This window comes from Marinobacterium aestuariivivens, from assembly GCF_042661465.1.
In the GTDB taxonomy this organism is placed as follows: domain Bacteria; phylum Pseudomonadota; class Gammaproteobacteria; order Pseudomonadales; family Balneatricaceae; genus Marinobacterium_A; species Marinobacterium_A aestuariivivens.
Genome location: NZ_JBHSWE010000001.1, coordinates 2318930 through 2341326 on the forward strand (window position 1 = coordinate 2318930; position 22397 = coordinate 2341326).

At 63.3% G+C, this 22397-nt stretch carries 20 protein-coding genes and 2 pseudogenes; 4 read left to right on the top strand and 18 right to left on the bottom strand.

Annotation, left to right across the window (positions count from 1 at the left end):
- Nucleotides 1-119: 119 nt before the first annotated feature.
- From ACFQDL_RS12035 to rsuA, 3 genes and pseudogenes are all read right to left on the bottom strand, one after another.
- Nucleotides 120-812 carry a YciC family protein gene (locus ACFQDL_RS12035; RefSeq protein WP_379909218.1) on the bottom strand — a complete coding sequence of 231 codons (693 nt, stop codon included), beginning with the start codon at nucleotides 810-812 and terminating at the stop codon, nucleotides 120-122.
- Nucleotides 813-821: 9 nt separating this feature from the next.
- A pseudogene (locus ACFQDL_RS12040) lies at nucleotides 822-1870 on the bottom strand (methyltransferase).
- On the bottom strand, nucleotides 1867-2565 hold the full coding sequence (gene rsuA / locus ACFQDL_RS12045) for a 16S rRNA pseudouridine(516) synthase RsuA (RefSeq protein ID WP_379909219.1): 699 nt from the start codon (nucleotides 2563-2565) through the stop codon (nucleotides 1867-1869). The pseudogene ACFQDL_RS12040 and the gene rsuA overlap by 4 nt, the downstream one beginning before the upstream one ends.
- Before the next feature lie 142 nt (nucleotides 2566-2707).
- On the opposite strand from rsuA, the gene ACFQDL_RS12050 reads away from it, so the two are divergent.
- Nucleotides 2708-3541: a 6-carboxytetrahydropterin synthase gene (locus ACFQDL_RS12050; protein ID WP_379909220.1), complete on the top strand. Its 834-nt coding sequence runs from the start codon at nucleotides 2708-2710 to the stop codon at nucleotides 3539-3541.
- 169 nt (nucleotides 3542-3710) lie between these two features.
- Here ACFQDL_RS12050 and ACFQDL_RS12055 read toward each other — a convergent pair whose 3' ends face one another.
- From ACFQDL_RS12055 to dksA, 14 genes and pseudogenes are all read right to left on the bottom strand, one after another.
- Nucleotides 3711-5879: a DUF6351 family protein gene (locus ACFQDL_RS12055; protein WP_379909221.1), complete on the bottom strand. Its 2169-nt coding sequence runs from the start codon at nucleotides 5877-5879 to the stop codon at nucleotides 3711-3713.
- Between the two features lie 156 nt (nucleotides 5880-6035).
- The gene (locus ACFQDL_RS12060) at nucleotides 6036-7217 is read right to left on the bottom strand and encodes an acetyl-CoA C-acetyltransferase (protein WP_379909222.1); all 1182 of its coding nucleotides are present in this window, start codon (nucleotides 7215-7217) and stop codon (nucleotides 6036-6038) included.
- A gap of 532 nt (nucleotides 7218-7749) precedes the next feature.
- Nucleotides 7750-8598 carry a pantoate--beta-alanine ligase gene (gene panC / locus ACFQDL_RS12065; RefSeq protein ID WP_379909223.1) on the bottom strand — a complete coding sequence of 283 codons (849 nt, stop codon included), beginning with the start codon at nucleotides 8596-8598 and terminating at the stop codon, nucleotides 7750-7752.
- A gap of 1 nt (nucleotide 8599) precedes the next feature.
- Nucleotides 8600-9393, bottom strand: a pseudogene (gene panB / locus ACFQDL_RS12070) (3-methyl-2-oxobutanoate hydroxymethyltransferase).
- Between the two features lie 37 nt (nucleotides 9394-9430).
- The gene (gene folK, locus ACFQDL_RS12075; RefSeq protein WP_379909224.1) at nucleotides 9431-9922 is read right to left on the bottom strand and encodes a 2-amino-4-hydroxy-6-hydroxymethyldihydropteridine diphosphokinase; all 492 of its coding nucleotides are present in this window, start codon (nucleotides 9920-9922) and stop codon (nucleotides 9431-9433) included.
- The gene (locus tag ACFQDL_RS12080) at nucleotides 9915-10364 is read right to left on the bottom strand and encodes a hypothetical protein (protein ID WP_379909225.1); all 450 of its coding nucleotides are present in this window, start codon (nucleotides 10362-10364) and stop codon (nucleotides 9915-9917) included. The genes folK and ACFQDL_RS12080 overlap by 8 nt, the downstream gene beginning before the upstream one ends.
- Before the next feature lie 89 nt (nucleotides 10365-10453).
- Nucleotides 10454-10567: a hypothetical protein gene (locus tag ACFQDL_RS12085; protein WP_379909226.1), complete on the bottom strand. Its 114-nt coding sequence runs from the start codon at nucleotides 10565-10567 to the stop codon at nucleotides 10454-10456.
- Entirely contained in the window at nucleotides 10549-11220 is a 672-nt protein-coding gene (gene pcnB, locus ACFQDL_RS12090; RefSeq protein ID WP_379909228.1) for a polynucleotide adenylyltransferase PcnB, read from the bottom strand. Before pcnB ends, ACFQDL_RS12085 begins: the two co-directional genes overlap by 19 nt.
- Before the next feature lie 1918 nt (nucleotides 11221-13138).
- The gene (locus ACFQDL_RS12095) at nucleotides 13139-14527 is read right to left on the bottom strand and encodes a sigma-54-dependent transcriptional regulator (protein ID WP_379909229.1); all 1389 of its coding nucleotides are present in this window, start codon (nucleotides 14525-14527) and stop codon (nucleotides 13139-13141) included.
- A 41-nt stretch (nucleotides 14528-14568) separates the two neighbouring features.
- Nucleotides 14569-15720 carry a sensor histidine kinase gene (locus ACFQDL_RS12100; protein ID WP_379913043.1) on the bottom strand — a complete coding sequence of 384 codons (1152 nt, stop codon included), beginning with the start codon at nucleotides 15718-15720 and terminating at the stop codon, nucleotides 14569-14571.
- Nucleotides 15603-17471, bottom strand: coding sequence for an SLC5/6 family protein (locus tag ACFQDL_RS12105; RefSeq protein WP_379909230.1), 1869 nt, complete (start codon nucleotides 17469-17471; stop codon nucleotides 15603-15605). Before ACFQDL_RS12105 ends, ACFQDL_RS12100 begins: the two co-directional genes overlap by 118 nt.
- Nucleotides 17464-17640, bottom strand: coding sequence for a hypothetical protein (locus tag ACFQDL_RS12110; RefSeq protein WP_379909231.1), 177 nt, complete (start codon nucleotides 17638-17640; stop codon nucleotides 17464-17466). Before ACFQDL_RS12110 ends, ACFQDL_RS12105 begins: the two co-directional genes overlap by 8 nt.
- Before the next feature lie 9 nt (nucleotides 17641-17649).
- Complete coding sequence (gluQRS, locus tag ACFQDL_RS12115) at nucleotides 17650-18534, bottom strand: tRNA glutamyl-Q(34) synthetase GluQRS (protein ID WP_379909232.1); 885 nt, start codon at nucleotides 18532-18534, stop codon at nucleotides 17650-17652.
- Between the two features lie 57 nt (nucleotides 18535-18591).
- Nucleotides 18592-19020 (bottom strand): RNA polymerase-binding protein DksA, encoded by a 429-nt coding sequence (gene dksA / locus ACFQDL_RS12120; RefSeq protein WP_379909233.1) that lies wholly within the window; start codon nucleotides 19018-19020, stop codon nucleotides 18592-18594.
- Between the two features lie 225 nt (nucleotides 19021-19245).
- Between dksA and ACFQDL_RS12125 the strand changes: the two genes are divergently transcribed.
- Both ACFQDL_RS12125 and sfsA read left to right on the top strand, forming a co-directional pair.
- On the top strand, nucleotides 19246-20406 hold the full coding sequence (locus ACFQDL_RS12125) for a pyridoxal phosphate-dependent aminotransferase (protein WP_379909234.1): 1161 nt from the start codon (nucleotides 19246-19248) through the stop codon (nucleotides 20404-20406).
- Nucleotides 20406-21110, top strand: a complete 705-nt coding sequence (gene sfsA / locus ACFQDL_RS12130; protein WP_379909235.1) for a DNA/RNA nuclease SfsA — start codon at nucleotides 20406-20408, stop codon at nucleotides 21108-21110. The genes ACFQDL_RS12125 and sfsA overlap by 1 nt, the downstream gene beginning before the upstream one ends.
- A gap of 4 nt (nucleotides 21111-21114) precedes the next feature.
- Here sfsA and ACFQDL_RS12135 read toward each other — a convergent pair whose 3' ends face one another.
- Nucleotides 21115-21429, bottom strand: coding sequence for a Rieske (2Fe-2S) protein (locus tag ACFQDL_RS12135; protein WP_379909236.1), 315 nt, complete (start codon nucleotides 21427-21429; stop codon nucleotides 21115-21117).
- Nucleotides 21430-21597: 168 nt separating this feature from the next.
- On the opposite strand from ACFQDL_RS12135, the gene ACFQDL_RS12140 reads away from it, so the two are divergent.
- Nucleotides 21598-22395, top strand: a complete 798-nt coding sequence (locus ACFQDL_RS12140) for an energy transducer TonB (protein ID WP_379909237.1) — start codon at nucleotides 21598-21600, stop codon at nucleotides 22393-22395.
- Nucleotides 22396-22397 lie beyond the last annotated feature (2 nt).

Sequence of the window (22397 nt, forward strand, 5' to 3'; positions counted from 1 at the left end):
CCGGCTTTTTTGTGGGTGATCGGAACGGTCCGTGGGAGCCCGCTCCGCGGGCGAATCTCTGCGAAACGACGCCGAACTGCCCCTCTTTCGTAGGAGCACGCCCCGTTGCGAACCCGGATTTATTCGCTGCGAGGCGCAGCTCCCGCAGTCTCGTCCTTCATCAGGCAGTAGATACGGAATCCGTAGACGGTCACCAGGGTGCCGAACAGGTCGAACAGGATACCCAGCAGGGTATCGAAGGGCGCAAGGTCCATACCGCGCTGCTCGAGCAGCGCAAACGGCAGTTCCAGCAGGAAGAGGCCGCCGAAGATGATCAGCATGCCCTTGAACAGCAGCCAGAAGTAATCGCGGGTATCGCCCCAGCTCTGGCGCAGGGACTCGACCGGCTTGCGGTTTTCCAGTACGCAGACATAGTCGGCGAAGGCCAGGCGGACCCCGGCGATGAGGCCTGGCACGATCAGCGCCATCAGCCCGAGGGTGACGGCCACGGCCATCATCAGGTAGGTCAGCAGCAGCCGGCGCCAGTAGCGCAGGCCCGCCAGGATCGCCTGTCGTGCCCCGAGGGGCTGGCTGTCGACGGCCGACTGCAGGAACAGAATGGTGGCGCCCCAGTAGACCGGGAGCAATGTCAGGTTCGCCAGCATCAGCAGGGCGCCGGCATTGCGCATCGCCGTGCTGCCGGGTTCGAAGCTGTGCTGAATCAGCAGGCCCAGCAGATTCAGCGCAATGATAAAGGGCAGCTGGATGCGGGCGATGGTGCCGAAGTGACGGCGGAAGAAAAACAGGCTCTGGCGGATATACTCTAGGGTCATGGCGGGTCGTCAGTTTCCCGGTTTGGCATCGGCGAGCAGCACCAGTTTGAAGCTGCCGTTTTCAGCCAGGGTTTCGATGCGTCTGAAGCGACGGGTGGCACGTCGCTCCAGCATGATATGGCGGTTCACGACAAAGGCGGCAATGCCCTCCGGCGCCAGCAGGCGGGCCGTGGCGGCAAGGAAACGCTCGGTCAGGTCGTCCTCGACACTGAATCCTGCATGGAACGGGGGTTGCACAGGAGCAGCGGAAACTGCTCCCGGATCCCTTCGCCGCAACTGGCGGGGACAACCCGGGCGTCGATGCCGTATTCCTCAATGTTGCGGCGACAGGCCGCGATGGCCGCGGCATTGTTGTCGGTCGCGACGATCGGCGCGCCAAGCCGGGCCGCCTGCAGGGTCAGATAGCCGTAGCCGCAGCCGAAATCCAGGATGCTATGCGGCGGTTCGTCGAGCGCGGCGACAAAATCGTCGAGGTGTTCGATCAGGAAGGCGCTGCCCCTGTCGATCTTGTCCCAGCCGAAGACGCCGGGCTTGCTCCAGTACTCGAAGCGGGCGTCCCGGCACAGGGGGCGCAGTCGCGCATAGTCGCGATCGTCCAGCGACGGCCCGGGCCGTTCCGGACGGACGAAGACGCCGCGCCAGACGTTGGCACTGACCTTCTCGAACTTGGCCTGGCCGCTGAACAGCTTTTTCGTCCGGTCCAGATAACCCTTGATCCCCTCGCCCTTGTCGCCGCTGAGCACCAGTTCTCCGCCGGGACGGAGCACCCGTACAGCCTCGTTGATGCAATGATGGACCAGCGGTTTCTCCTTCGAAACCCGGTATACCACCCGGGCAACGCTGCCATTGGCGAAGGATGACAGGTCGAAATCGGACCAGTCCGCCCGCCAGCCGCGCTCGCGGGCCCGCTCGACCAGGTCGAGGCGGTTGCTGATCATCTGCACGGCCGGGCTCGGTGCGAGCTGACTGCCGAGCAGGTTCTCGTCCGCCAGCCAGAGGCAGGGTTCGGGGGCGTTCTGCAGCCAGGGCAGCAGCAGGTTGAAAGCCGGATCGCTCATGGCAGGATGCTGTGGATTTCGGATTCGGTGAGATAACGGTAGTCCCCCGGCGCAAGCTCCGGGTCGAGCTCGATCGGGCCGATACGCTGCCGGTGCAGACTGAGGACCCGGTTGCCGAGGGCGGCGAACATGCGCTTGACTTGGTGGTAGCGGCCTTCGGTCAGCTCGACGACGGCTTCGCACGCAGACAGGATCTCCAGTCGTGCCGGTCGGGTCCGCTTCAGCTCGCCGTGGAGCTTGAGCCCCTCGGCGAAGGTCGCTACGGCTTCGGGCTCGATCGGGTCGGCCGTGGTTACGCGGTAGCTTTTGGCCAGCTTGTGACGCGGCGACGTGATGCGGTGGGACCACTGGCCATCGTCGGTCAGCAGCACCAGGCCTGTGGCATCGATGTCGAGCCGGCCGCAGCAGTGCAGGCTGTCCTGACGGGGCAGGTCGACCAGGCTGTTGACGGTCGGATGGGTCGGGTCGTCGCTGGCGCTGACGTAGCCTACGGGCTTGTAGACCATCAAATAGCGGTGCCCCGGTGCCTCGACCGGCTGATCCTGGAGGCAGACCTCATCGGCTTCGGGATCGATATGCAGCGAAGGGTCCCGCACCGCCATACCGTTGACGCTGACGTCGTCGCGGCGCATCAGCCGGCGGATATCCTTGCGCGAGATACCGGTGGCCTGGGAGAGATACTTGTCCAGTCGCATAGAGTGATTCAGGGCTGTTGTCGAAAGGGGCCAGTATACCCGAGCGCAGCGCCTTTTTGTCGCCACCCGGTACTGCCGTTGCATGAAAACAGGCACTGTATGAGCTAATATAGCGCCCACTCAACAGGCCAATGGGACCGCTGTGAAACTCTTTGTCGATAACCTGACCAACGTCGATTTTTCTTACCTGCATCCGCACCGGGGGTTGCTGGGCGAGTCCTGGCTGGTGCAGCTGGTGCTCGATGGCCGACTCAACGACCAGGGCATGATCTGCGACTTTGGTATCGTCAAGAAAGCGGTCAAGGCGTGGATGGACAGGCACATCGACCATGCACTGCTGGTACCGACTGGCATGCCCCGGCTGAACCACCGTCAGCAGGACGATGAAACCCTGATCGAGTGGCGTTACCCGGACGGGCGCCTGTTCCGCTGCCGTTCGCCGCACCAGGCGATCACCCTGGTGGGCGAGCCGGAGATCAGCGAGCACAGCCTCGCGAGTTGGTGCCGCGATCAACTGTTGGCCCTCTTCCCCGGCGAGGTGCAGGGGCTGGAGCTGGCGTTCGTGCCGGAGCGCATCGAGGGTGCCTTCTACCACTACAGCCATGGACTGCACCAGCACGACGGCAACTGCCAGCGTATTGCCCACGGTCACCGTTCGCGCATCGAGATTCACCTCAACGACCAGCGCGACGAAGCCCTGGAATCTGTCTGGGCCGAGCGTCTGAGGGACATCTATATCGGCACCCGGTCGCATCTGGTGGATGACAGCGAAGGGCTGCACCACTATCGCTACCGGGCCCCCGGGGAGTTCGAGCTGCAGCTGCCGTCCGAATGCTGCTACCTGATCGATACCGAGTCCACCGTCGAGCAGATCGCCCGTCACCTGGCCGATGCCATCAAGCGGGAGCATCCGGGGGAGCGGGTCAGGGTCCGTGCCTACGAGGGCGTGGGCAAGGGCGCGATCGCAACCGCCTGACGGCCGGATATGGGGGTAGGAGCCGGGCCTCCCGGCGAAATGTGCTGGCACGCTGGTTGTTCGCTCGCAGCGCGAGCGCCTACGGCCGCCGCTGCGATTTGTTTTCGGGGCGCCCACTCTATGGGCGAACCGGTTTGACGCCGAGGTCGTTCGCACCGGGGCGGCGCTCCTACGGACTAACCTGCCCCAGCCCCGGCTTGTTGTAGTCGCAGACCCCGTCCGGGAAGATGCGCTGCAGCTGTGACCGGTGCGACTGCATGTCGACCGGGTTGTAGAGGCCGCGCCCGATGGCCTCGTCGATGCTGATCAGGCTGCATTTGAACAGATCCCCCCGCAGATCCTCTCCGGCCACGGTGCGTGGCGTGCCGTAAATGGGGTAGCGACGCATGCAGGCGCCGTCTGGCCGCTGGTTCCACTGACCGTCCCAGACATCCGGCCCTTCGGCCAGCAGCCGGCCTTCGGAATCGAAGCAGCTGTCCTGGGCGGTTTGCGGGCGCTTACCCTCGTCAAGCCATTGCAGCAGCTGCTGCAGCGCATCGGGCACCGGATTGTGGGGCCTTGCCGTCATCCAGATCAGCTGATTTCCGGCATAGCCGCGCTGTAGCAGACGTAGCCGGGCACTGAAGGCCGCACTGGCATGATGCATGTCCAGGGACGGCTCCAGATAGTGACGCAGGTCGATGACCGGGATGGGCAGCTCTCCGGTGAAAACGAGGCCGGCCCGCACCGCAGCCTGGATCGCCTCGGGATCACCCTGAGTACGGGGCGCTGGGGTACGGCCCCCATCGGGGGACAGCTGCATGTTGTGGTGGCTCCAGGGACTGAAATCCATCAGGTCGTCGTCACCGTTGAGATGCCAGAAGCGCTCCTTGCGCATCTTCGTCGGGGGTTTCCAGCCGCCGATATTGGCGTTGAGGTGGAGGAAGGTGTCGGGCTTCAGCTTGCCGTCACGAAGCGCCTGCAGGCCGTACTGGACGCCGACATTGTCCCAGGTCTGACGTGCATAGCCGCTGTCGCCGGCGCCATAGATGCGGCGCAGGTCTTCCCAGTGGGTCCAGTGCACCTGGCGCGCCACGTCGGGCTCAAAGCGCGGTGAGAAGTAGACGAAGCGCGGATTGTTGACCAGCGGTGTCAGCCCGCGCCAGGCATGGCTGCACTCGCTGCCGCCCAAGGGCAGGCGCGGCGCCCGTCCCTGGATGATCATCGCCAGCTCATAGAGCCAGGTGCGGGTGTCGTGGATGCCGTTGCGGCTGTTGAGACCGGCCACCAGGCGTCGTGACGGCCAGCTCCAGGTATCGGGCGCCAGTTTGTCGAAATAGAATTCCAGCAGCTCGCAGTCGAAGGCATAAATGGTCTGGGTCAGCATGTCCGGGTAGGCATAGAGCGCGACGCCGGCATCGAGCAGACCGCTGCCGTTCTGGGCGATCAGGTACTGCTGGATGGCGCCGCCCGAACCACCGATGCCGAGGGTGTGGCGGGGGACCCCGTAGCGGGCGCTGAACTGGCGCTTGACGCGCAGTGCCGTCTCCTCGGCAAGCCAGATATTGTAATGGTTGGAGGTCTGGTTGCCGGTCGAATAGGCGATGGCGAAGCCGGCGCGCAGCTCGTCGATGCGGCGCTCCGGGATATCGGTTTCCCGCAGGCGGCCCTGGCGGTAGCCGATGCCGACCCCGCCGCGGAACTGGTAGATCAGGTTGCCGTTCCAGTAACTCAGGTCGGGCGATTCGGGTGAGTCCTCGGGGCCTTTCAGCGTAACGATGCTGTAGATGAAACGATTGATGGTGCCGGTTTCGACGCGCACGATGAAGTCGATCTCTCCGCCTGCGACACTGATGCGGGCGATATCGCCGTTTGCCTGCGCCAGCGGGTAGAATTCGCCGGTGCCGACGCGGTTGTAGTAGTAACCGACGCGAGTCGGATGCCGGCAGTCCTTGCTGTAGCCGATCAGCCGGTCGGTCTTGCGGCCCTGGTCGTCCTCGGCAAAGACCCGGATACCGTAGCCGTCCTGATTGTCGACCAGTGGCTGCCCCAGTCCCGATGCTTCGCCGTCGCAGGCGAAGGGATATTGCAGTGGGCCGGCATAGAGTGGTTCGTGGGGACCGATCCCGCCGATGCCGATCGGGTAGGGGAAGGGGTCGTCGGGCCTTTTCCATTCACTGGGATGCGGGCCCTGGTAACTGGGTCTGGGGCTGTAGTCGAGCGGTGGCGTACCCACCACCCTCGGCATCGCGCGGTAGCGCTGGTTGGTATCCAGGTACTCCGGAATCTCATGCCAGAGCCAGGTCGCAAGCGCCAGCAGCGGGACCAGGAGCAGCCCTGCAATCTTCGCATATTTCATACCGCCTCCGCGTGATCGTAACGGGGGTATGACTAAAGACTAGCCAAAAAAGTCGCCTCTGTAAGGCATATGGAACAGAGTGTGGCGTGAAAGCAAAGCGGGGAATATGGCGGGAGAGGAACCGCTTCGCCCTTGGGGGCGAAGCGGTATTCGGCGTCAGTCGCGCTCGATCGCGAGGGCGGTGCCCATGCCGCCGCCGATGCAGAGGGTGGCCAGACCCTTCTTGGCATCGCGCTTGATCATTTCGTGAATCAGGGAGACCAGGATACGGCAGCCGGACGCGCCGATCGGGTGGCCCAGTGCAATGGCTCCGCCGTTCACGTTGACGATGTCGGTGTTCCAGCCCAGGTCCTTGTTGACGGACATCGCCTGGGCGGCGAAGGCTTCGTTGGCTTCGATCAGTTCCAGATCGCCGATGCTCCATTCGGCCTTTTCCAGTGCTTTGGTGGTGGCACAGATCGGGCCGGTACCCATGATGGCCGGGTCGACACCGGCGGACGCGTAGGCCTTGATGCGGGCCAGCGGCTTGAGGCCCAGAGCCTCGGCTTTCTCGGCAGAGCAGAGGATCACGGCTGCAGCGCCGTCATTGATGGTGGAGCTGTTGCCGGCGGTCACGGTGCCGTCCCGCTTGAAGGCCGGACGCAGCTTGGCCAGGGCATCGGCGGTCACACCGAAGCGCGGCTGCTCGTCGGTATCGAACACCACCGGGTCACCCTTGCGCTGCGGGATGCTGACCGGGATGATCTCGTCCTTGAAGCGGCCGGAGGTAACGGCGGCTTCTGCCTTGTTCTGCGATGCGGCAGCGAAGGCATCCTGCTCTTCACGGTTGAAGCCGTATTTCTCGACGATATTCTCGGTGGTGATACCCATGTGGTAATTGTTGAAGGCGTCCCAGAGGCCGTCCTTGATCATGGTGTCGACCATCTGCCAGTCGCCCATGCGCGCACCATTGCGGGAGTTCGGCAGCACATGCGGAGAGGCGCTCATGTTCTCCTGGCCGCCGGCGATAATCAGATCGGCATCGCCGCAGCGGATGGCCTGGGTCGCCAGCTGCAGTGCCTTGAGACCGGAGCCGCAGACCTTGTTGATGGTCATCGCCGGCACTTCAGACGGCAGCCCGCCGTTGATGGCGGCCTGGCGGGCCGGGTTCTGGCCGCACCCGGCGGTCAGTACCTGGCCGAGAATCACTTCGTCGACTTCAGCCGGATTCAGGCTGGTTTTTTCCAGCAGTGACTTGATGACGGTGGCTCCGAGGTCGGCCGCGGAAACGCCGGCCAGTGATCCGCCGAAGGTGCCAATGGCCGTACGGCCTGCAGCTACAATTACGACATCGCGCATAGTTAAGCCTCTTTGTTGGTAGCGTCTAGGGTAAAGGCGGAAGTCTGTCGCAGGTCGTCCCGAACAGGCGGTCGCAGGGCGGCGCCCGTCAGGTTGTCATGCCGTTGTGGCTTGCCGGCGGGGTGCGCAGGGCTCTTCGTCCAGAATGCGGTGAGGCCGGCGCGATCATTCAGACGCGCCCAAGCAGGCCGGATTGGGGCGGGATTGCAGTTGACGAGAAAGCTGCTGTACAACACATCGCACTTCGACATTGCCTCGTAACGACCGGACTGGCTGAACAGATTCCTGAGAACCAGACTAACAGGGAAGTTTGACTCTGATATTGCAGTGATTGCCAAAGCAAGAAACAAGCCTGTTTATCGAATCGCGTAAACGCCCGTCAGGCCGCCGCTCGCGATCCCCTGATTCCCGTCACTTTTTTGGAATAATGTAATAAGCGACCGGTCCAGTCTGCGCGAGGGCTTCTTGGTTTGTCAAGCAATGGTGCAGTGCGAAAGAAGCGGGCCCCGCGATGGTGCGGGGCCCGGCAGGGTCAGCGGTCGACTTCGAGATTGTCAATCAGGCGGGCGGCGCCGAGATAGGCGGCACCGAGAATAACGAGAGCCTTGTCATCGGGGCCGGCCGGGAGCAGGTCGTCACGCCGGACGATGCGCAGATAGTCACGTCGGAAACCGGCGGCTTCCAGCTGCCGAACCCCTTCTGCGGTGAGACGGTCGTAATCGCATTCGCCGGCGCCGATGGCATCGGCCGTCTCGTGCAGCACCCGGTTGAGAGTCGGCGCTACCGCCAGCTCGGCCTCGCTGAGGTAGCCGTTGCGCGAACTCAGTGCAAGGCCACGTTCATCCCGCACGATGGGGACGCCATGAATCTCGATTGGCATGCACAGGTCGGCGGTCATGCGGCTGATCACCAGCAGCTGCTGGTAGTCCTTGCGGCCGAAGAAGGCCACGTCGGGCTGGACAATGCCGAACAGCTTGCTGACCACGGTCGTGACGCCGCGGAAATGGCCCGGCCGGGTGCTGCCGCAATGCATGTCGGACAGCTCGGGCACCTCGACGATCGTCTGGTTGCCGCGCCCGCGGGGATACATCTCCGTTTCGCTGGGGACGAACAGGTAGTCGCAGCCCACCGTCCCCAGCCGGGCCTGGTCCTGCTCCAGCGTACGGGGATAGCTGTCGAGGTCTTCATTCTCCCCGAACTGCAGCGGATTGACGAAAATGGTGACCACGACCACCTCGGTATGGCGGCGGGCTTCGTTCACCAGCTCCAGGTGGCCCCGGTGAAGATTGCCCATGGTCGGTACCAGTCCGATGCGCTTGCCGTCGAGGCGTGCCTGCTGCAGCCGCTCTCGCAGCTCGGCGATTTGGTGAAGCGTCTGCATCTTACTCGAACCCGTGCTCTGCCTGGGGGAAAGTGCCGGCGTGGACTTCGTCGGCGTAGCGCTTGATGGCGCCGCGGATATCGCCGGTTTCGGCCATGAAGTCCTTGACAAACCGGGGCTTGCGGCCGGGCGAAATACCGAGAATGTCGTGCATGACCAGTACCTGGGCATCGGTATCGGGTCCGGCACCGATGCCGATCACCGGGATATCGACGGCACGGGATACCTCGCCGGCGAGCAGCGACGGTACGCATTCGAGCAACAGCAGGCTGGCCCCCGCCTGTTCGAGGCAGACGGCATCCTCGATCATCTGCTTGGCGCTCTCGTGGTCGCGCCCTGGACGCGATAACCGCCCAGCTTGTTGACCGCCTGGGGCGTCAGACCCAGATGGGCACAGACCGGTACACCGCGTTCCGACAGCCGGGTAATGGTGTCCGCCAGCCAGGCTCCGCCCTCGATCTTGACGATGTGGGCGCCGGCCTGCATCAGCACAGCGGCGCTGGCCATCGCCTGCTCCGGCGTGCCATAGCTCATGAACGGCAGATCGCTCATGACCATCGAGCCTCCGCTGCAGCGGGCGACGCTGCGGGTATGGTAGGCCATCTCGTCGAGTGTCACCGGCAGGGTACTGTCGTGTCCCTGGAGCACCATGCCCAGGGAGTCGCCCACCAGAATGACCTCCACGCCTGCTTCGCTGACCAGTTGCGCGAAGCAGGCATCGTACGCGGTCAGCACCGCGAACTTTTTACCATCCCGCTTGAGGGTGGATAGGGTATGCAGAGTGACGTTCTTCATAGGGCGTGCGCTACTTTCTGGTTTTTTCGGTTACGGATTATAGCGATATCCGTTCGAGAGTGCCCATTGGACAAAGATCAAGCTTCGCGGACAGCGCCTGACCGTCCGGCAGATGCAGCTCCGGCGCCAGTTCGGCCAGGGGCCAGAGCACGAAGTTGCGTTGGCACAGATAGGGATGCGGCACCTGCAGGCGCGCACTGTCGATCCGTTTGTCACCATACAGCAGCAGGTCGAGATCGAGGGTGCGGGGTCCCCAGCGTTCCTGGCGTACACGCTGGTGGCGCTGTTCCAGCGCCTGTAGCTCGTCGAGCAGGGCATGGGCCTCGAGGGTCGTATCGAGCCCTGCGACCGCGTTGACATAGTCGGGCTGGCCGGGTGGGCCGACGGGGTCGGAGCGGTACAGACTCGAGTGGCCGAACAACCGGGTGTCGGGCAGGTCGGCCAGTTGTTGCAAGGCCCTTTCGACATGGCCACGGGGGTTGTCGAGGTTGCTGCCCAGGCCGATGTAACAGCGGATCATCTCATGCATCGCGAGGACGCGTCCGCGGCCGGCGACGACGGGCCCGGGGCTTTTTGGCGGCCGGTGCGACATCGCCCTGCAGCGCTTCGCGGTCCTGGCCGTCGGCCGCCTGGTAGTCGGTCCACCACTGGCTCAGGCCACCGAGGTCCTCGCCGCTGGATTCGCGCAGCAGCAGCAGGTCGTAGGCTGCCCGGAAGCGGGGGTGCTCCATCAGGCGCGCCGCGCGATGGCCCTGGCGCCGCGGCAGGCGCAGCTGCAGTTCCCAGATCTCCCGCAGCGGCGTCGAGAATCGGCGCGGGATCGCGGTGTGGCGGATCTGGGCGGCGATCACTTCGTTGGCGGCTTCGTGCAGCGCCGGGATGGCCGGCAAATGCTGTTCCTGCATCAGCCGGTTCATGCGCAATTGCATCGGGTACCACAGCAGGGCCGCGAAAAGAAAGGCCGGCGTCACGCTCTTGCGCTGCTCCAGGCGCCGGTCGGTATTACGCAGCGCCTTGAGGATCAGTGCCTCGACCGGGTAACCCTGACTGCCACCTTCTGCTATGGCCGCCTGTACCTGGGGAACAGCTGCTCGAACAGGCCGTAGGTCTGCATCTCGCGATAGGCGTCCACGCCATGGCCGGACTGCAACAGCTTCAGTACCTCGTCGAACATGCGTGCAGAGGCGATATGGCGCAGCAGGGGGCCAGTTGGCGGATCGGTGCAGCGGTGGCCGGCTCGATCTCGAAGCCGAGCTTGGCGGCGAAACGAACGGCCCGCAGCATCCGCACCGGATCTTCACGGTAACGCGCTTCAGGGTCGCCGATCATGCGAATCACCCGGTGCCCCATGTCGCGGAAGCCGCCGACGAGGTCGTGGATACTGTGGTCCTTGGGGCAATAGTAAAGCGCGTTGATGGTGAAGTCGCGACGCAGCGCATCCTCTTCCAGGGTGCCGTAGACATTGTCGCGCAGTATCAGGCCGCTTTCGGACTGGCGGCCGTGCTCGCCGTCCTCGTTTTCGTCGGCATTGTGGCCGGCGCGAAAGGTGGCGACTTCGATCACATCGCGGCCAAAACGGACATGCACCAGCTTGAAGCGCCGGCCGATCAGGCGTGCGCGGCGGAACAGCTCCTCGGCCTCTTCGGGCAGTGCCGAGGTGGCGACATCGAAGTCCTTGGGACGCAGGCCCAGCAGCAGGTCGCGAATGCAGCCGCCGACCAGATAGGCTTCGTGACCGTCATCGTTGAGGCGGTGCACGACCTTCAGTGCGTTTTCGTCGAGGTGCTGGCGGGGAATCTTGTGCTCGTCGCGGCTGATAATCCGCATCTTGGCGTCGCCAGTCGTGTCGGCGGGAGTTTCAGTGTCCGGCTTGGATGCCATATTTCGTCTACGTAGCAGAAGGATGGCGCCAATCAGGATAACCGCAATGACAGCGGTCATGAACAGGCTCATATCCATAAGTGTTCGTTTTTTGTTCGCCCAGGCGTTGGAAAGTGGCGCATCATAACACTGTTGACGGCCGATAAGTAGGCCGGTTGTGCGCAGATCAGTGACTATGCCGGCAATTTGCGGGGAGGTTGGCAGATAAGGAGTGGGTTAGCTGACCACCGCCGTCGGATCTCGGTCTGGTTGTTATTTTTATTCAGACGCCTGCATCCGGAATCTCGGGCTTGGGGACCATCGTGACACCGTACGGCGGTCAGCTACAGGCCTCGTTGTTATTTTTATTCGAGGCGGTGACCTTCGGCGCCGGGCCTGTTGTTGTTTTTATTGCCGGCCGGGCCTGAGTCTTCAAGTTGTTGTTCTGGCCGTTAGAAAAGCAGGTGCCGTGCCATGTTTTGTAAGTGTTTGATTCTAAATGGATGTGCTTGGAGTTTGTTACGGCCTGAGTCGGTCGTTATGCGTCGGGTGTTACCGATGGGAACGTCCGGGTAGCACTCCTTGGGTGCGGTGGTAACAACTTTTGTTCTGTGATGCTATCGCTGCCACGGCATCTGCAGGTAGGTGGGCGTCATCTTGGGACGGTCGCAACCGGCCGGCGCGATGCCCAGGGCTGGCGAGCGGGATTCCGGGGTATTTCAAGCCGCGTCTTTGCAGGGCCTGAGCGAAAGAGAGTCAGGCGGGAATCGGGATTCTCGCGCTGCAAATTCAGTGAGGGCTCGTAACAGGGAGGGTGAGAGGGCTTGCAAGGCAGTTCGGCTGACCGCCGGTCCATCCATTCAGTGCCTGTTGTTGTTTTTATTCAGGCGTCTGCATCCGGAATCTCGGGTTTGGGGACCATCGTGACACCGCACCGGCGGGTCAGCTCGGGCCTCATTGTTATTTTTATTCGAGGCAGTGTGCGTTCCTGGATGGCTGCTTGTTGTTTTTATTGCAGTGCCCGGATGCGCTGTTGTCTTGTTGTTGTTCTGACGAACTTGTTGTTGTTTTGCGTTTATAGAGGCATGACGCGTGCCATGTTTTTTAAGTTGTTGATATTAATGCATAATAATTTTGTCGGCTGGGTTTTTACCCGTGATTCGCAGGTGGCTTGTTACCTTGGGTAACAAGCTGTCACCGGGGGCTGGGGCGCTGGGTAACACTTGCCGTAACATTGCGTCAGCCTGTGAGCGACTTCTGTATGCGCGGTGGCGTCATGGGGGGGCTGTTTCGAGGGGATTGCTCTGCTGGTTATCGGACCGGACCCGGATGCCTGGGGTGATGAGTCTGTCGGGGGATGGTCACATTGCCTCCGGGGGGCGGACGCGGTGAAACGTCGTGCCAGAAGCTGCGGGGTACGGGAGGTGCGGGATACCGCGGGAAGATCGGTCTGAAGGTACGGGTGGCTGACCACTGATCCGGGATTACGTGACTGCCTGTTTGTTGTTTTTGTTCAGGCACTCGGGTTTGGGGACCATCGTGACACCGCTCAGCGGTCAGCTCAGGCCTCATTTTTTGTTTTTATTTGAGGCGGGCTACTCACCGGCCGCTCCGTAGTTATTTTTATTGCTGGAGCGACCGGCGGTAAGGTCTTGTTGTTGTTCTTGCTTCTTGTTGTTCTTTTACCAATATAAGAGCAGGCTTCGTGCCACTTCTGTTAAGTTGTTGTTTATATGGAATAAGTTATTTTAGTGTTACAGCTGTTACCCTTTTTGGGAAGGGGAACTGTTACCCCCGGGAACGTTGTGCGGTGACAGCCTGGGTACTGAGGTAACACTTTTGGGGGCTGCGTAAACATGACCGTCGCTCGCGCCTTCCCCGGCTGTCACTTGCTGCGACTTTTGCGCGGGATGCCCAGCTTCTGGCGACGCTCCCAAAGGCATTTGCGGCTGACGCCGAGCTTTTTCGCCAACTCGGTCTCGCTCATGCGGCTCTGATTTTCCAGTACGAAACGCTGGAAATAGTCGTCCAGCGACAGTCCCGGCTGGCTTTCGCGGCGTGCGGGCGCGGCGTAGCTCACCTCTTCGGAACGGTGGGCATAGCTGCGCTCGATGTTCTGGAGTCGGGAGGCTTCCAGGTCGAGGCCGAGCAGGTCGGTGGTGATCAGATGGCCTTCGGCCAGAATCAGCGCCCGTTCGATGGCGTTCTCGAGTTCGCGGACATTCCCGGGCCAATGGTACTGGCGCATGGCATCCAGGGTGTCTTCGCTGAAGCGTGCGGCTGGCAGGCCCATCTTGTCGCAGGCGCGCTGCAGGAACTTCCTGCCCAGTTCGACGATGTCGTCGCCGCGCTCGCGCAGTGGCGGCATGCGCAGCTCCATCACGTAGAGGCGGTAGTAGAGGTCTTCGCGGAAGTCGCCGTGGCGTGCCATCTCCTTGAGGTTGCGGTGGGTGGCCGCGACCAGCCGTACATTGACCTTCGTCGACTGCACGGCGCCGACGCGGCGGATCTCGCTTTCCTGCAGGAAACGCAGCAGGCGGGCCTGGGCCTCGAGCGGCAGCTCGCCGATCTCGTCGAGAAAGAGGGTGCCGCCATCGGCCGCTTCGATCAGGCCGCTGCGGTTGCTGTTGGCGCCGGTGAAGGCGCCCTTCTCGTGGCCGAACAGCTCGGACTCGATCAGGGTTTCCGGGATGGCGGCGCAGTTGACCGAAATCAGCGGCGCCTGGGCGCGGGCGCTCTGTTCGTGGATGGCGCGGGCGACTAGCTCCTTGCCGGTGCCTGATTCGCCGAGAATCAGCACGGTGGCGTCGGTACGGGCGACCTTCTCGATCCGGTGCAGCAGCTCCTGCATCGGCCGGCAGGAACCGATCAGTTCGGTTTTGGCGTTGCGTGGCTTGGTCTCGGGCGCGGTTTTCCTGTCCGGCTGCTGCCGGCTGAGGACCTGTTCCACGGTGCGCAGCATTTCGTCGTGATCGAAGGGTTTGGCGATATAGTCGACCGCCCCCATTTTCATCGCGTCGACGGCTGATCTCAGACTTGCATAGCTGGTCATGATCAACACCGGCACGCTGCCGGCCAGCGGGATCAGGTCGGTGCCCGGCGCGCCCGGCAGGCGCAGGTCGCTGATGATCATGCTGAAGTCTTTCAGCTGGAAGCGTTCCGTAGCCTCGGCAATGGAGGCCGCATCCTCGACCTGGTAATCGTGTCTTTCCAACAGGCGCTTGAGCGCCGTGCGGATGATTGTTTCATCTTCGACAATCAGAATACGGCTCATTCGGTTCAACCTTGATTGCTACAAACGGCACCTTCCGGCCGTCAAAGCTCCGACGTCGGAAGTCCGGGTAGGGTGATGACCACTAGAGTGCCTTTATTCTGATTTTTGTTGGCCGGGCTGAATATTTCGATATTACCATAGTGTTCCTCGATAATATTGTAGACAAGTGGTAAACCCAACCCCGTACCCTTGCCGGGGTCCTTGGTGGTGAAGAAGGGTTCGAACAGCCGGTCCTGCAGTTCCGGCGCAATGCCGCTGCCCTCATCCAGCATCCTGATGATGACCTTTTCGTCCTCCCGCCCGGCGCTGACGCTGATCAGACCCTGATCGGGTGACGCGTCGCAGGCATTGTTCAGCAGGTTGACGAAAATCTGCAGCAGTTGCTGGGCATCGCCGATGACCTGCAGCCCTGACGGCACCTCGTTGCTGTAGCGCTGATTCCGGCCGCGGCTGTCCAGCGAAACCAGATGAATGGCCTCGGCGATCAGGTCATGCAACGGAACCGGCTCGTGCTGCGTGCTGTTGTCCTGGCGGCCGGCATGGGCGAAACGGACCAGGGACTGCACGATGCGACTGATGCGCTTGGTCTGGTCCAGGATCTGTTCACCGGTTTCGAGTACCGGCTCCGCGTCTGTTTCCAGCTTCAGGTTCTGTGCCAGGCAGGCGATGCCGGTCACCGGGTTGCCGATCTCGTGGGCGACGCCGGCGGCGAAGCGCCCGATCGACGCCAGGCGCTCGTGATGGGCCAGTTTGTCGGCCAGCATCAGGGTATCGGTTTCGTCCTCGAGGAGTATCACCATGCCGGCATGGGAGGCCCGTTCGCTGAGCTGCGCCTTGTGCAGGCTGAACCAGCGCAGCTGGCCGTTCAGACTGAGCTTCTGGCTCGGCAGATGGGACTGGTCGCCCTGGGTGAAGTCGGTCAGCAATTTGCCCCAGGGTTCGGGCAGCGAGGCCGGGCGCCAGGTCAGGACATCGTCGGCACGCACACCGGTGTAGCGCTCGATCTCGGCATTCCAGAACAGGATGCGGCCATCGCTGTCGAGCGTGCAGACGCCGACCGGCAGCTTCTGCAGGGTCAGACGGTGGTAGCGGCGAAGCTCGTCGAGTTCGGCGGCCAGTCCTCCCAGGCGCTGGTGGTACTGCTCCAGCTGTGACTCCAGCAGATGGACGTCGCGGGCGCGAAAACCCTCGATCGGGTCCTGGCGGTCGAGGGGCTCGAGCAGGGTGGCCGCTTCCACCGGTCCCAGCAGTCCCGACAGGTGCTGCTCCAGCTGGGTGCGCAGGCGCAGCAGGTCCAGCGGCGAGAGCACCTCGTAGTTGATGCCCAGCTGAGCGACCACGGTCTGCAGCTCCTGCGGGCGGTCTCGGGACCGAGTCGTGGACGCAGCAGGGCCTCGAAATCCTCCATCCGGGTGGCGCTGAGCTTGACGCCGACCGGCTGCTGCATGACGTTGAGCATGCAGGCATCGCCGGCCTTGCGCTCCTCCTCGGTGGTGGGGAATAGGCGGGAGCCTATGATCAGCACGGTACAGTTGAGCAACAGCGACAGCACGGCGGCACCGTGCCAGTTGTCGTCGAAGATGTTGAAGTCCAGCAGGCTGAACTGGCGGTTGAAGAACATCGTCAGCAGCCAACTGCCGATGCCGGTGCACAGGCCCAGCCCGAAACCCCAGCGATTGACGCCGGCCCAGAACAGCGTCGCCAGCAGCCCCGGCATGAACTGCAGAAAGGTGATGAAGGCGATCAGGCCCAGCAGATAAAGCGCATCCGGACGCGCCAGCTGGCTATAGAAGAGGTAGCTGCCGGTCATCAGCACCAGGATCAGGATGCGGCGCAGCCACAGCAGCCAGTTATAGAAGCGGACATTGTCCGGCACCCGGGTGATCGGCAGCAGCAGGTGGTTCTGCAGCATCGAGGCCATCGACACCGTGGCCACGATAATGACGCCGCTGGCCGCCGAGAGTCCGCCGATAAAGCCCAGCAGTGTCAGCCAGTTGGAGTTCAGCAGCAGGCCGATATTGAGGATGACGTATTCGTTGAGACCGGTGACCTGCAGCTTGAGACCGGCCCAGATGATCAGCGGCACCGTCAGCGCCAGCAGCAGCAGGTACAGCGGCATGATCCAGGAGGCCTTTTGCAGGCTGAGCGCCGAGGAGTTCTCGGTGAAGGCCAGGTGGAACATGTGCGGCATGACGATGGTGGCGGTAAAGAAGGCCAGCAGCAGGGTGTGCCAGCTCTGGTTGTTCGGCAGTCGCTGGATCTGCTCCAGGGCCTGCGGGTTCGCGGCCAGCCAGGCCTCCAGGCCGGAGGGGCCGCCGAGGACGGCAAACAGGCAGTAGAGGCCGATCGCCAGCAGCACCGCTAGCTTGATCAGCGATTCCACCGCCATGGCTACCACCAGTCCGGTATTGCGGTTGCGCAGCGAGGCGTGACGGGCGCCGAACAGGATCGCGAACAGCGCCATCACGGCACAGAAGGCCGCTGCCAGCAGGTCCCGCGGTGCGTCCCGGTTGAGCAGGTGCAGCGAATCGGAGACGGCCTGGATCTGGATCGCGATCAGCGGCAGGGTCGCGGCCACGATCAGAATCGAGGTCAGGGTGCCGACCGGCCCGCTGCGGAATCGAAAGGCGAAGAGGTCGGCCAGCGAACTGAGCTGGTGGGTGCGGGTGATCCGCAGGATCGGCACCATGATGGCCGGCGCCAGGACGAAGGCGAAGGTGGCGCCCAGGTAGGAGGTCAGGTAGGTGATGCCGGCATCCCGGGCAATGCCGAAAACGCCGTAAAAGGTCCAGACGCTGGCGAAGATGCCGAGCGACAGTGCATGCAGTATCGGGTGGTTGACCAGGCGTTTGGGCAGCATGCCGCGCTCGGTCAGCCAGGCGGCGCCAAACAGAAACAGCAGGTAGGTGAAACCGGCCGCGAACAGCCCCTGCAGACTAAGCATCGCGGCGTCCCCGCTGCAGGTCGATCAGCCAGGCAATGCCGATCAGTACCAGCCAGATCAGAAAGGGCCGGTACCAGCTCGCAGCGGGCTGCAGCCACCAGTCCAGCAGCAGCGGAACCAGCAGGTAGAAACCGACGATCATCAGCAGCGCGGTGCGGTGCAGAAACATGGGAACTCCTCAGTCCGTCGGCGATGGCAGGGCGAGCGACCCGGGAATGCGCTCGATGTCCCAGTGTTCCACCGCCCATTGCAGCAGCTCGGCAGGACTGGCATCGGCCAGCGCCGGATCGGGCTTCTGACCGAGGAACTTCAGGGCGCTCAGCAGTGCCGGAACCGGCCGCTGCGGATCCAGCGGCGTGGCCCGGGTCTGCTTGCTGAGTTTCTGCCCGTCCGGTGTCGCCGCCACCGGTATATGGGCATAGCGCGGAGTGGCATGGCCGAGATAGCGCTGCAGCTGGATCTGTCGCGGCGTCTCGTCGAGCAGGTCGCTGCCGCGCACAATCCGGGTGACGCCCTGGTCGGCATCGTCGACCACGACCGCCAGCTGATAGGCGAAGTAGCCATCGCGGCGTAGAATCACGAAGTCGCCGGAGTCCTCGGCCAGCCGGTACCGCTGCGCCCCCTGAATACTGTCGTCGAAACGAATCTCGGTCTCTTCACAACGGGCGCGGATGGCACTGGACGCCAGTCTGTCCGGAGGCTGCAGCAGGCAGTGGCCATCGTAACGGCTGCCGCCGGTGCGTTCGAACAGTTGCTTGCGGGAGCAGCTGCAGCGATAGGCCAGCTTGAGGCTGCGCAGGTATTCCAGGGCTTCGCGAAAGAGGGCATGACGCTGACTCTGGTACAGTACCGGGCCATCCCATTCGAAGCCGAAGGACTCGAGAGTGCCGAGAATCTGGCGGGTCGCGCCGGGTTGTTCCCGTGGCGGGTCGAGATCTTCGATTCTGACCAGCCAGCGTCCCTGGTGGGCACGGGCGTCAGCGAAGCTCGCCAGTGCGGCCAGCAGGGAACCGAAATGGAGCGGTCCGGTCGGGGAGGGAGCGAATCGTCCGGTATAGCGCAAGGATTGCGGTCCTGTGCAGGTGCCGGCCACCCGGGCAGGGTGACCGGATTCCGGCGGTCAGCCGCCGAGCTGTTTTTCCTTGATCTCGGCCAGCGTCTTGCAGTCGATGCAGAGGGTGGCCGTGGGGCGCGCCTCGAGGCGGCGGATGCCGATTTCGATGCCGCAGGCATCGCAGAAGCCGTATTCGTCGTCGTCGATGCGCTCGATGGCCTCGTCGATCTTGCGGATCAGTTTGCGCTCGCGGTCACGGGTGCGCAGTTCGAGGCTGAATTCCTCTTCCTGGCTGGCGCGGTCGCTGGGATCTGCAAAGTTGGAGGCTTCTTCCTGCAGATGATGGATGGTGCTGTCGACCTCCTCCATCAGCTGCCGCTTCCAGGCATTCAGAATCTGTTTGAAATGCTCGCGATGAGCATCGCACATGTACTCTTCACCCGTATCGAGATCGTAGGGTTCAAAGTGCGTAAACTGAGAATCGTTTGTTGGCATAGTCTTGCCTCACTTCTCCGAGTCCTCCGGACGGCGTGGCCCGGACCGGTTATTCCTTCAGCCTGTTCCATGCGTCGGCAAAGGCTGCGAAGTTACCAGAACCCTTTTCATTAGGCTAGCCTTTATAACCAATTTCGCCAGTCCCGCGCAGATCATGCAGATCGCGCCAAATCGCGCACTGAGCGGGTATACTGGCCGCTTTTCTTTTCGAGGAACAGGCAGGCGATGGCGACAGACTGGAGCAGGCGGGCTCTGGAGATCGAGTCCTTCAAGGTAATGGATCTGCTGAAGCGTGCGCGCGAACTGGAAGCGGCCGGGCAGGACGTGGTGCATATGGAAGTGGGCGAGCCGGACTTCCCGACCGCGGCGCCGATTGCGGAGGCTGCCCGTCAGGCCATCGAAAAGGGGCTGACCCAGTACACCCCGGCGGCAGGCATTCCGGAGCTGCGCCGGGCGATTGCCGGTTTCTACCGCCAGCGCTACGGACTCGAGGTCGCGCCGGAGCGGATTATCGTCACGGCCGGGGCCTCGGCGGCGCTGCTGATGGTGTTCGCGCTGCTGGCTGACCCGGGGCAGCAGTTCATGATGGCCGACCCGGGCTATCCCTGTAACCGCCAGTTCCTGCGCCTGGTCGAGGCCCGCGGCCAGCTGGTGCCGGTCGATGCCGGCAGCAACTTCCAGCTCACGCCCACGCAGGTGGCCGAGCACTGGCGGCCGGAAACGGCCGGAGTGCTGCTGGCCTCGCCGGCCAACCCGACCGGCTCGGTGCTGCATCAGCCGGAGCTGGCGGCTCTGGCCGAATCGGTGCGTCAGCAGGGCGGCAGCCTGGTGGTCGATGAGCTCTACCATGGTCTGACCTACGGTTTCGATGCGCCGACGGTACTGCAGGTGGATCCCGGGGCCTTCGTGATCAACAGCTTCTCGAAATATTTCGGCATGACCGGCTGGCGCCTGGGCTGGATCGTGGCGCCGGAGGACGCGGTTCCGCATCTGGAGCGACTGGCCCAGAATCTCTATATCTCGCCGTCGACGATTTCGCAGTACGCGGCCCTGGCAGCCTTCAGTCCCGAGGCGCTGGAGATTTTCGAAGCGCGGCGCCGGGCTTTCGGCGAGCGCCGGGACCTGTTGCTGAACGGGTTGCGGGCGCTCGGATTCGGTGTGCCGGTCGCGCCCCAGGGCGCTTTCTACATCTATGCCGATGTCTGTGACCTGACCGACAACGCCTTCGATTTCTGCTGGGATCTGCTGGAACGCGACTATCTGGCGGTCACGCCCGGTCTGGATTTCGGCCGCCACCGCAGCAATGACTTCGTCCGTTTTTCCTATACCACCAGTCTCGAACGGATCGAGCTCGGTCTCGAACGGCTGCGTCGAAGGTTCGGCTGATGCAGCTTGATGGCCTGATCGAGGGGTGCCTGCTGCAGCGTTACAAGCGCTTTCTCGCCGATGTCGAACTGGCCGATGGTCGGCGGGTGGCGGCACACTGCCCCAATACCGGCTCGATGCGCAATTGCAGCACGCCAGGCAGCCGGGTATGGCTGCAGGACAGCGGCAATCCGGCCCGCAAGTATCCGCTGGGCTGGAAGCTGGTCGAGGTCGAGGAGCGCTTCCTGGCCTGCATCGATACCGCTCTGGCCAACGCCCTGGTGGCCGAAGCGATCGGGCAGGGTGTCATTGCCGAGCTGGCCGGCTACCGGCGATTGCGTCGCGAGGTGCCCTACGGCGAGGAACGCAGCCGGATCGACCTGCAGCTCAGCGAAGGCTCGTCGCCCGATGCCTGGGTCGAGGTTAAGATGGTGACCTTGCTCGAGGAGGAGGGCTGGGGAAGCTTTCCCGATGCCGTCACGACGCGGGGGCAGAAGCATCTGCGGGAACTGACGGCGCTGGCGCAGGCCGGTCAGCGTGCCGTACTGCTGTTCTGTGTACCCCACAACGGTATCCGGCAGGTGCGTCCGGCCGATGGCATAGACCCCGACTATGGCCGTCTGCTGCGCGCCGCTGCCGAACAGGGTGTGGAAGTGCTTGCTTACGCGGCAGAGGTTTCCCTGTCGGAAATCCGGCTTGCGAAACGACTGCCGGTAGCGCTCTGAATGCTCAGGTCAGTACGATATTGCCGTCGATCAGGTTGAAGGCAACCGGCCACAGCTTCTGGCCATTGCACGGGCCGGCAATGCATTCGCCGTCGTCGATTTTGAACAGCGCGCCGTGGGTCGCACACTGGATAAAATTGCGTTCGTAGTCGAGGAATTGATCCGGCAGCCACTCCAGCGGCACGCCCCGGTGCGGACAGCGGTTCTCGTAGACGAAGATCCGGCCCCGATGGCGTACGGCGAAGATCCCGCGGCCCTCGACCTCGAAACCTTTGGCCCCCTGTTCGGGAATATCACTGATCGGGCATAGAACGGTCATGGGCGGTCCATAATGAATGCAGATAAAGAGTGCTTGAGCGCGGCTCACCCCGCGGGTGGCGCTGCTCCATTATAATGGCGCGCTCAGAAATTCAGGGAGTCGCTGATATCGCCGGGCGATGCATGGCATATCCTGTCCGACTCTCGACTCCAGGAACCGGAAAACATTGTGCAAGGCCTTATCGTCTACCTGAGTACAAGACCCCTGCTGTGGATGCTGCTGATCTCCGGCGGTGTACATTGGCTGCTGGCGACCGGCTGGACGGCCCCGGCGGCAGTGCCAGGCGGTGCCCGCGCGACGGCGCTGCACCTGAGCGTCGACAGGGCCCCGGCGAAAGGCGCTGAGCACCCGCGCCGGGGCGAAACGCCGGGCCCGCTGCCTGCGCAGGCCGAGACTGTTGCACAACCGCAACCGCAACCGCAACCGCAACCGCAACCGCAACCGCAACCGCAACCGCAACCGCAACCGCAACCGCAACCGCAACCGCAACCGCAACCGAAACCACAGCCACAGCCCGAACCCGAACCCGAACCCGAACCCGAACCCGAACCGAAACCGAAACCGAAACCGGAGCCGAAACCGGAGCCCAGACCGCAGCCACAGCCCCCGGACGGGCCGGTCGACGAGCTGTTGTCCGATCAGCAGGAGGTGGTGGCGTCGGCAACTGCCGACAGGGAGGCGCGCGACCCTGTCGAGCGTGAAGCACAGTGGCGGCAACCGCCACCGCCGCCGGTCTATCCGGCACTGGCGCGGCGGCGGGGGCAGGAGGGCGAGGTGATGCTGCGGCTGGACATCGACCCCCATGGTCGGGTGACGGGGGCGCAGGTGCTGGCCTCGTCCGGCTATCCGCTGCTGGATCGTGCGGCGCAGGAGGCCGGACTGGGCTGGAAGCTGGTACCGGCGCGAATCGATGGCATCGCGGTCGCCTCCTATGTGACAATCCCGGTCCGGTTCAACCTTCAATAGAC

Coding starts and splice junctions, on each gene's coding strand:
- ACFQDL_RS12110 (WP_379909231.1), bottom strand. CDS start 17,640: ATGTTTCTGCACCGCACCGCGCTGCTGATGATCGTCGGTTTCTACCTG.
- ACFQDL_RS12035 (WP_379909218.1), bottom strand. CDS start 812: ATGACCCTAGAGTATATCCGCCAGAGCCTGTTTTTCTTCCGCCGTCAC.
- panC (WP_379909223.1), bottom strand. CDS start 8,598: ATGCAGACGCTTCACCAAATCGCCGAGCTGCGAGAGCGGCTGCAGCAG.
- ACFQDL_RS12125 (WP_379909234.1), top strand. CDS start 19,246: ATGGCGACAGACTGGAGCAGGCGGGCTCTGGAGATCGAGTCCTTCAAG.
- rsuA (WP_379909219.1), bottom strand. CDS start 2,565: ATGCGACTGGACAAGTATCTCTCCCAGGCCACCGGTATCTCGCGCAAG.
- ACFQDL_RS12095 (WP_379909229.1), bottom strand. CDS start 14,527: ATGAGCCGTATTCTGATTGTCGAAGATGAAACAATCATCCGCACGGCG.
- sfsA (WP_379909235.1), top strand. CDS start 20,406: ATGCAGCTTGATGGCCTGATCGAGGGGTGCCTGCTGCAGCGTTACAAG.
- ACFQDL_RS12135 (WP_379909236.1), bottom strand. CDS start 21,429: ATGACCGTTCTATGCCCGATCAGTGATATTCCCGAACAGGGGGCCAAA.
- ACFQDL_RS12055 (WP_379909221.1), bottom strand. CDS start 5,879: ATGAAATATGCGAAGATTGCAGGGCTGCTCCTGGTCCCGCTGCTGGCG.
- dksA (WP_379909233.1), bottom strand. CDS start 19,020: ATGCCAACAAACGATTCTCAGTTTACGCACTTTGAACCCTACGATCTC.
- ACFQDL_RS12085 (WP_379909226.1), bottom strand. CDS start 10,567: ATGTTCGACGAGGTACTGAAGCTGTTGCAGTCCGGCCATGGCGTGGAC.
- ACFQDL_RS12060 (WP_379909222.1), bottom strand. CDS start 7,217: ATGCGCGATGTCGTAATTGTAGCTGCAGGCCGTACGGCCATTGGCACC.
- pcnB (WP_379909228.1), bottom strand. CDS start 11,220: ATGCGGATTATCAGCCGCGACGAGCACAAGATTCCCCGCCAGCACCTC.
- ACFQDL_RS12105 (WP_379909230.1), bottom strand. CDS start 17,471: ATGCTTAGTCTGCAGGGGCTGTTCGCGGCCGGTTTCACCTACCTGCTG.
- folK (WP_379909224.1), bottom strand. CDS start 9,922: ATGCATGAGATGATCCGCTGTTACATCGGCCTGGGCAGCAACCTCGAC.